Annotated in this window: 10 protein-coding genes; 3 read left to right on the top strand and 7 right to left on the bottom strand. The window is 67.0% G+C overall.

The features are described from left to right. From ABZS29_RS38590 to ABZS29_RS38565, 6 genes are all read right to left on the bottom strand, one after another. Nucleotides 1–367, bottom strand: a 367-nt coding sequence (locus ABZS29_RS38590; protein ID WP_355470027.1) for a hypothetical protein, incomplete at its 3' end; no start/stop codon positions are given. Further along, nucleotides 364–648, bottom strand: a complete 285-nt coding sequence (locus ABZS29_RS38585) for a hypothetical protein (RefSeq protein ID WP_355470026.1) — start codon at nt 646–648, stop codon at nt 364–366. The genes ABZS29_RS38590 and ABZS29_RS38585, both read right to left, overlap by 4 nt. 439 nt (nt 649–1,087) lie before the next feature. Next, nucleotides 1,088–3,460: a hypothetical protein gene (locus ABZS29_RS38580; RefSeq protein WP_355470025.1), complete on the bottom strand. Its 2,373-nt coding sequence runs from the start codon at nt 3,458–3,460 to the stop codon at nt 1,088–1,090. Nucleotides 3,461–3,554: 94 nt separating this feature from the next. Continuing rightward, entirely contained in the window at nt 3,555–4,703 is a 1,149-nt protein-coding gene (locus ABZS29_RS38575; RefSeq protein WP_355470024.1) for a hypothetical protein, read from the bottom strand. Next, complete coding sequence (locus tag ABZS29_RS38570; protein WP_355470023.1) at nt 4,703–5,143, bottom strand: hypothetical protein; 441 nt, start codon at nt 5,141–5,143, stop codon at nt 4,703–4,705. Before ABZS29_RS38570 ends, ABZS29_RS38575 begins: the two co-directional genes overlap by 1 nt. Nucleotides 5,144–5,284: 141 nt before the next feature. Next, a complete protein-coding gene (locus tag ABZS29_RS38565) occupies nt 5,285–5,632 on the bottom strand; it encodes a hypothetical protein (RefSeq protein ID WP_355470022.1) in 348 nt (115 codons plus the stop codon). A gap of 151 nt (nt 5,633–5,783) precedes the next feature. Here ABZS29_RS38565 and ABZS29_RS38560 point away from each other — a divergent pair, with 151 nt between their 5' ends. The 3 genes from ABZS29_RS38560 to ABZS29_RS38550 all read left to right on the top strand — a co-directional run bounded on the left by ABZS29_RS38560 (nt 5,784) and on the right by ABZS29_RS38550 (nt 7,893). Further along, entirely contained in the window at nt 5,784–6,014 is a 231-nt protein-coding gene (locus ABZS29_RS38560) for a hypothetical protein (protein ID WP_355470021.1), read from the top strand. A gap of 128 nt (nt 6,015–6,142) precedes the next feature. Beyond that, complete coding sequence (locus tag ABZS29_RS38555) at nt 6,143–7,315, top strand: hypothetical protein (RefSeq protein ID WP_355470020.1); 1,173 nt, start codon at nt 6,143–6,145, stop codon at nt 7,313–7,315. Beyond that, nucleotides 7,312–7,893 carry an isochorismatase family cysteine hydrolase gene (locus ABZS29_RS38550; protein WP_355470019.1) on the top strand — a complete coding sequence of 194 codons (582 nt, stop codon included), beginning with the start codon at nt 7,312–7,314 and terminating at the stop codon, nt 7,891–7,893. The genes ABZS29_RS38555 and ABZS29_RS38550 overlap by 4 nt, the downstream gene beginning before the upstream one ends. 49 nt (nt 7,894–7,942) lie before the next feature. Here the strand turns inward: ABZS29_RS38550 and ABZS29_RS38545 are convergent, their stop codons facing one another. Next, a complete protein-coding gene (locus tag ABZS29_RS38545) occupies nt 7,943–8,491 on the bottom strand; it encodes an NUDIX hydrolase (RefSeq protein ID WP_355470018.1) in 549 nt (182 codons plus the stop codon). Nucleotides 8,492–8,510: the final 19 nt, after the last annotated feature.

Here is an 8,510-nt window from a genome sequence, read left to right as displayed (position 1 = left end):
AGGTGCGGCCGGTGGCGTCGTCAGCGTGGGCAGCGACTAGGGCAGCGAACTTGAGCAGCGTTGCAATGCGCACCTGGCGGTGGATCTGCTCTGGGAACCAGGCTTCCGCGGCGATCTCGACCAGGGAGAGCCACTGGTCTCGGTGCGTCCATGCCGGCAGGTTCGCGTACGCGCCCGGAACGGCCTCCCGCTCGATCGTCCGGCGCTCGCCGCGGTCACGGGCAAGGGCCCGGTGAGCTTTGGCTCGCAGCTGGCGTCCGACGACGCGGACGTCGGCGTGCTGGCTGAGCTGGGTTGTCCCGGCAAACGCCAGGACAACCCCGACATCAGCTCGAGCCCGGCTGGTCGGAGCGGTCAGTTTCGTCACGCGACCACCCGCGCGGTACGCCGGTCCCAGTCGGCGGGGGTGGACTCGTCCAGGGCTGCGAGCAGCGCCCGGCGGCGCTCGACGACGGCGGCCAGCGAGTCATCGGCGGCTGGTGGCGGGTCGGCCGCCGTCTGCGGGGCGCCGGGATGCCAGCTGAACGCGCGCCCGTTGGGGACGCGCTCGGCTTCCAGCTGGCGGATCAGTTCCGCTCGGTCACCCGGCAAACACGGCTCGTCGGGTGACAGGTGCAACACGACAGAACGGGGGTCAGTCCCGTACATTTGAAGACGTCCTTAGGTCATGAGAGGTCTGGGACAGGGCTCCTCAGCTACGCGGCCGGCAAACCGCGTGAGGAGCTACGAACACCCGTAGGAGTGCGATCCCACGGATTGACAGCGGCCCGGTTGGCAAAACCGGGCCGCTTCGTCGTTGCTAGGTCGTCACGACGCCACCAGGTCTTCCTGACGGGCCTCGAGGTAACGGCGAATGGCTTCACGAGCAAGGTCTGATGGCTTCGCGCCATCGGCAGCTGCAAGACGTCGCAGTGCTTCACGATCGGACGGCGGCACCCGCACACCCACAACGGGGTCACGTGGCTTGCCGCTTGCTTGCGGTCCCCTTCGGCCCATCGATCCTCCTGGTGCGCGGTGGCACGAAACTTGGTTAACCCTAGAACCGGACGCGCCAGGATTCGCGCCGCCACACCGGGCACGTTGGTGATCATGCGCCCACCTCGTCGACGTCGACCGGGCGCACGCGCTCGCCGTCACGGACAGCTCGTCCCTCGTCGATCAGCGCGCGAATGTGCTTGTTCGTCATCGCCTTCGAGAGCCCGGTCGCGTTCTGGACGTCGGCTCGGGTTGCGCCAGCGGCGCCGGCATCCCGCAGTGCGTCGACGACGTCTTGCCGCGACTGCTCGCCCTGCTCGACCTTCGCGGCCGTGATGGACAAGACGCTCGCCGCGGCCCGGTTGGCGAGCTCAGCAACGTCGAATCCGTTCATCGAACCGGTCGGCGGCGGCGTCGACACCTGGACCGACTCGCGGTCCTTGACGACCGTCAGAGTCGGCGTCTCGTGTACCGCAGACGCTCCAGCTCGTGCCCGCTCCATCCGCTTGAGCCAGTCCGCGCCGGTGAACCGTCCCGAGTACAGCCCCGTAGCGGTGTCGCCACCTTCGCCCGGCCCGTCAGCCGCAATCAGGTCCTCGCCGGTCAGGGTGCGCGGGACGAACCCCTCCAGGTACGGCGCGATCTCCTCGTGGTTCGCGATGAACTCCAGCCGCGCACGGTCGGAGGCGACGACGCCGGCGTCCAGGATCGCGCCCCAGCCGCCACCCTCGGGCAGGCTGCGCAGGTCGACCTCTTCCGATGTCGCGGACAGCGTCATGGTGGCGCCGGACGCCGTACCGGGACGGAGCCCGATCACGAACCCGTTCGCACCCATGAGGTTCGTCTTGACGTTCATCCCGCCCGGCACCTGGCCGGCTTCTGCGTTCTGGGCAACGAGCTTGAGCGAGACGCCGTTGGACCGGCCGCGCTCGGAGATCGCCTCCACCATCCGCTCTTCCGGCTTACCGTCGATCACTTCCTGGATCGTGCGGCCCTCGTCGAGCACCAGCTCGAGCACCGGGTCCTTGCCGTTCATGTCGAACTTCGAGAAGCCCGCCTGGCCGTAGCGCTTCTCGCGTGCCACCAGGACCCGGTGGGCGATCCGGATCGCTCGGCGCCACTCGTCGGGTTCGTGGCCGGCCAGGTCCATCACCGCGGCGAGTTCGGGGCTGGACGTGCCGCGCTTGCCGTCGGCGTGGAACATCACCGATCGTCCTGACAGCACCAGCGGCAGCAGGATCACGTTGGCCGCGTTCGACTTCCCGGCGTTGCTGGATCCGATGAGGAAGCCGTGCCGGACGCCGGACTGGTCGAACAGGCGGATGCAGACCTCGCGACCGGCTGTGTTGACGGCGATCGGGGCGCGGCCGTCGTCGTACAGCCGCGGCCCGGCCCAGCGCTTGGAGACCTTCTCCAGCTGGCGCGACGGAGTCAGCACCAACTCGACCTGGCCGGCGTTGTCGCGCACCGTGGTGACCTTCGCCGTACCGACTCCCATGTGCAGGGCCCGCTCGAGCCACTTGCGGGTGTCGGCGTTGGCGACGTCTTCGGCGTGGACGTCGGCACGCAGCTGCACGACGGCGACGATCGTTCCGGGGTCGGGCTCGTCCAGGTCGACGATCGCGGATCCCTGAAGCTTGTCGGGGCCGTTGAGGGCGACGGCGGTCGGCCAGGCTGCCGCGAGCTGAACAGCGGCGTCGGATCGCGGCTTGGTCTCGCCGTCGACGACGTCGGCATCGCGGATCTGACGCGACTTCAGCCAGGCGACGACCGGCGTACCGGTGAGGACACCGAGCGCGCTGGCCGCGACCAGGACTCCGGTGACGGTCCAGTGCATCCCGGCAGCGTTGGCGATGCCGAGTCCTGCCGACCACACGCCGGCACCGGCCGCCCAGCGGCCGACGATCGCTCGCTCGAGGCGCGACAGCCACACCCGGCCGGCGAGCTCGTCCGGGCCCTTCGCAGCCGTCAGATATCCCGCGCCGGCGAGAGCGCCCAGCCCGAGCACGGTCAGCAGCGGCGAGATCGCGCCGGCACCGATCGCAGTCCCAGTGCTGGCAGCAATCGGGGTGAGCTGCCAGCGGTAGCGCCACGCCAGTCGCTGGGCGGTTGCGAGCGCTTCGGCGGCCTGGTCGCCGGGTCGGCGTGCAGGAAGGCCGGCGGGCTGAACCTGGACCAGCGCCGTCCCGGGCGGGGGGACCAGGCCGGGGACGGCGGTCGCCGCGGTACCGAGCTGGGGCAGCTGCGGAGAAGCGACGGGAACGACGGCGTTGCCGGGGCCGGCCTTCTTCCGCCGCTTTGAGGTCGTATAGGTGCCGGGGGTGGTCAGCCACTCGGCAGATCCCGGCACGAGGGCCTGCGGGGCAGATATCCGAGGGGTTTGGGTGCCTGCCTTGGCGGTGAGCCATGACGACTGGCGGGCGCGGCGCCCAGAGGCAGCTCCCGGCGCGGCGGCCGGGGTCGCGGGGCGGTGCTTCTTCACCATCGGGGGGCCTTCCTCGTGTGATCTCGCTTGGCTTGTGGTGTCCCGGCCCGGTCGTGAGCCGTCGCCCCCTTTTGGGGAGCCGGGACGGTTGGGGTTACTGGCCGCGGAACGCCTCGGTCTTGCCGCGTGCCTGGACCGACGCAGCGGCTTCACCCAGACCGCGGGCCTTCGTCACTTCGGCCTTGGCCGACGAGAAGGTCTCGGTGACAGCGGGCATCCGCAGGGCACCGACCGACTCCGCGATGCTCGCCACGGACCTGTCGAGGCCGGCCGTTCCCCAGTTCGCCGCCGACCAGCGGTCCGGCAGGTTGACGGCCCAGGTGCGGATCGATGCCATCGCTTCCGCCACGAGGCCGAACGCAGCCTCGACCGCCTTGAGCTCCTTCTCGTAGTCGTCGATGTTCGACAGTTCAGTGGTCCCGAGAGACATGGGCTTTGCTCCGTTCGATGCGGTGGTGATGGTGCTGTGCGGGTTGGGAGTGCTGGCGCCGGTCGGCGCCGGTTCCGGAGTCGGCTCAGTGGCCGTTTCCGGGGTCTGTGGGGTTGGGTCGGACGTGGCCGCCGCCGGGGAGGTCTCCGGGGCTTCAGCGGCTGCCTCCGGCGTAGCTGCCTCGGATGTCGCCGCTTCTGGAGTGGCTGCCTCGGGCGCCGCTTCGGGGGAGGCTGCCTCGGACTCAGGTGTCTTTTCCGGAGTGGTCGCCTCGGGGGCGGCCGCATCGGGCATCGGCGTCTCAGCAGCTGCCCTTGGTGCAGCTGCGGCCTCACCAGCTGTGGGAGTGACGTCGTTGCCGTCTTGGTCGACGACCGCGCCGGCGGCGTCACTGGTGGGCGCGGTACGTGGTCGGCCGACTGTGCGAGGACCGGCCCAGCCACGGCTTGAGGGCGACGCGTCCGGGTTCGAAGCGGCCTCAGCGCCGTCCTGGGCCTGGCGAGCCAGACGGGCGACGATCGAGTCACGGATGCCGTGAGCGAGGCTTGCCGTACCACCTGCGACACGACCGCCGACGCGGGATCCACGCGTCCACAGGTCACGGCCGGCCTCGCGACGCTCACGCGCGGCGGCAACGCCCTCGCGCCACCCAGCGAACATCGCCCGCCCGCGGGGGGACGACTTGCGGGACTTCGGGGTCCTGCCGGTCGCGGCACCTCGCGCGGCGCCGAACAGTCCGCGGCTGAAGGCGAGGGAGATCGGGTCGGGGGAGACAACCAGGTAGGCGATCAGGCCGATGATCAAGATCTCCATCAGAACAACCGCCCAACCATGTCGGTCAGGCCTTGACCGCCGGCCGTGATGACGGTGTCGAACGCACTACCGGCCTTACCGGGCACCTTCGCGACCAGGGCCGGGACGATCAGACCGGCGATGACCAGCCAGTCCGGCGGATCGTAGGAGAAGACCTTGTCCGGCAGCATGCCGCCGATCCACAGGCCGGCGATCGCCGCTGCGACGATCCAGGCGACGCCGGTACCGAGCGCGCTGTTGGACAGGTCGTTGATGAACCGGAACAGCCAGCCAAGAGTTCCGTTGATCAGTCCGCCAACCCAGCCGGCGGCGCCGATCAGGCCGGCGCCGACGAACGAGAATCCGGCTACCCGGACGAGGATGAAGTCGACCTTCGGCGGGGTGAACCGCATGCAGAACATCGCGGCCGCCCCGAACGCGGTCATCAGGAACCAGGACATGTCAGTAACTCCTTTCGTGAGGGTTGGTGTGCGGGTTGGGGGCTACGTCGGTGCAGCGGTGACGGCGGGCAGCTCGAGCAGCTGCTCGAGAGCGGCGGTACTCGCGCCGCTCACCGCACCACTGGCAGCGTTGAAGGCGGCTCATGCGACGTCACCGAGTGCGGCAAGGCGGCGATCCAGCTCGGCCTGAGCAGCGAGCTTGGTCAGGTCAACGGGTCGGCCGGCGCCGTCGTACCTGACGCCGGCCGTCACGGTGTGGGCCTTGTCTCGTGGCATTAGCTGCGTGGCGAGGTCCGCGCACTGCTCCAGAACTGGGCAGCTGCGGCACATCTCGATCAAGGCGAGCGTGCGCCCTATGGGCTGGACTTCCTGGGTGAACTCATCGCTCATGCTGCACGCGGGCGGAGCGCTCTTGCGTGCCACGGTTGCGGTGAGTTCTGTGTGCGCGCGGTCGCGTGCGGCCGGCGTACGAACTGGTCGAACAGTCACGTCGGTTTCCTCCGTGTCTTCGATCTCGGGGCTTGTCCGTCGCCGGGTCTCCAGCTCCGGGCGACGCACTGACTACAAGTTGAACTTGTATTCGACCGTACATGTCGAGCTTGTATTCCGGCAAGAGCTAGATCTAGCTAGGCTTGTATTGATGAACCCCACACATGAGGCTCTGCCAACGGACTGGTGGTCCGTCGAGGACGTTCTGCGCTACCTCGCCGACGAGGGAGCGCCGGTCTCGCGCGACACCTGGAACAGCTACGTGTCGCGCGGTCAGGCACCGAAGCCAGACAGGTACTTCGGGCGATCCCCGGCGTGGCGTCCTACGACGGTCCCCGACTGGCACCGCACCCGGCCTCGCCGCGGCAGCGGGAAAGCCTGATGAGTCGCCCGGAGCGATCACTCCCAGCGACTGACCACTCACCACCAGCTGCGATTCCATGCTGTAAGGCTGACCGAGTTGGCGTCTTCGCCGTAGACGACAGCTATGGACAAGGGGGGACATGACTGATGTCCACCCCCAAAGCTTCATCACCGGAACCAACTGCAAACGGCGTACTGCTGGGACATCGCCAACGGCGCGGCTGGAGCAGGGGACGGCTAGTTGCAGAGTTCGAGCGGGCCGGGCGTGAACTCGGGCTGCCGATCCCGGATAGAGACTCGCTGAAGAAGGCGATCTACCGGCATGAAACTGGCCGCGTCCGGATCCCAGACGACCTCTACGTCAAGCTCTACAGCACGATCTACGAGGCGCCAGCTCACGAGCTCTTTTCTGACTTCTCCAACTCAGATTCCGCCACCCGCGAGTGCTATGCCCTGCAGAGCCACAAGTTCATCCCGGCATACATCGGTCCAGAAGCGGCAGCCAAGTTGCAGACCACGCTCGAAGGCGAACACTTCAGCACCACCTGGACTCCAGGTTGGAGAGCGTCGATCGAGCATCCCCATGGCATTTGCACCCTGTACGGCTTCCCCTGGGGGTCGCTGGTCTATCACCTACAAGAGGCTCGGGAGCTACCCCACGTCGCCGACCTCGCCGTCTGGCGGCACCACTCGTATCAGCGTGAGGTGGCGTGGGCCCGGGAGCACCTGACCAGCCTCGTGGCTGAGATTCTGAGCGCTCCGGACTACGTGCTCAGTGCGTTCTGGTTGGAAACACCGAAGTGGGACGGCCCTCAACTGGAAACAGCGATGCGTCTCCTGTGCACGCCACGGGTGCTTATGGATCGCGAGGTGGACGACAGCACGCTGGAGCGTGCCCGCTTAGCTGAACAAGCGTTTCTCCAAGACGGCTACGACAACTCGCGCATCGTCGACTTCGGGACGTATGGAGTTTCGCTCGGGTACGCCAGCTGGGCCGGCGTGACCTACTACCCGATGACCACTCGGACCGCGCTCGATCCGACCACATTGATCGACCTCGAGCTGGTCGTCCAAGGGCTGTGGTGCTTCTGCCAACACCTCAGATCGCAGATCGAAGCGGGCCAGGATGCACACGTCGAAGCCGAGTATGGTTGGCGCTGGTTGCGCGGCATCCGGTCCAGGCTGACCAGCGCGCAGCCCCAAGAGACCAGCCAGGAGTCGTCATTGCGAACAGCAATCCTGCAGACGAGTGAGCTTGAGACACTGCTGACTTCAGCACTCGAGATCCTCCGGGACGCGGAGCGAGAGGCCGGAAAATGAACTCTGACAACGCCGTACTGATCGTCGTCGACATGCAGAACGGGTTCATCTCGGAGAAGTCCGCCCCGATCATTCCCCCGGTCGTCGACTTCGTCCGGCAGTGGCGAGATGCCGGCCGACCTTACGTATTGACTCGATTCCTCAACAGCCCTGGCTCGTTGTTCGAGCGGCTGATCGGGTGGTCCCGACTTGAGACCTCACCCGAAATCGACCTGATCCCAGAGCTACAGGAATTCGAGGACGACGCCGTAGCGATCCTCGACAAACCGAACCTCTACTCGTACTTCAGCGCAGAGGGACTTGAGCTCGCGGAATCCCACGGTTGGACCGACTTCGTCGTGGTGGGCATCGCTACCGAATCCTGTGTGTTGAAGACAGCCACGGACGCGTTCGAGCACGGATGGATTCCGTGGGTAGTGACGGACGCTGTCTACAGCCACGCAGGCGAGGAAGCTCATGCGGCGGGGCTGTTGGTGACTAGCCGGTTCATCGGTCGCAAGCAGCTCATTACTTCCGCGGAAGCTCTCACCGGTGATCTCTACACGCCAGGGGCAACGCCGCGGCGCGCCGCGTCCTGATCTGACAGATTGAGGGGCCCTGGAGATGTCTCCAGGGCCCCTCAATCTGTCAGGATCCGGTGAGTCGGCGAACCTGCAAGGCCAAGATGCCTGCGACCGAGCCGGCCCCCACGATCTCACCAGTTCCGATCATCCCGACCGCTTCGGTCAGCGAAATCCAGGACTGCGCTGCAGACTCGTTCACATCCCGCTTGTCTGATACCTGCGCAACGTCCTCTGCCAGGAAGACGGCACATTCATGGTCGACCATGCCCGTCATCGGTTGGTACGTCACCAACCGTTCAAGCCGGCCCGCTCGCCACCCGGTCTCTTCGATCAGCTCTCGCTCAGCCGCGGATTGGCTGTCCTCATCAGGTCCGACGTATCCACCTGGCAGCTCCCAGCCCCATCTATCGATGACGAAGCGATGTCGCCACAAGAGAAGAACCTGCCCGTATTCGTTGGTGGCAAGGACCATCGCCGCTGGCGGACAACGCAATACGTACTGCTCGGAGTTGTGCCCGTCCGGCAGCGTGAGTTTCGCGATGCTCAGCTGTATCCGGTGCGTGTTGTCCACGACCTCTTCCTGACGAACCCGCCAGCGCCCCGCCTCAGTCATCGCAGCTCCACGACTCGTT

This window comes from Kribbella sp. NPDC005582 (assembly GCF_040605415.1).
Lineage (GTDB): Bacteria > Actinomycetota > Actinomycetes > Propionibacteriales > Kribbellaceae > Kribbella.
This window is presented reverse-complemented; position numbering and strand designations above follow the sequence as displayed.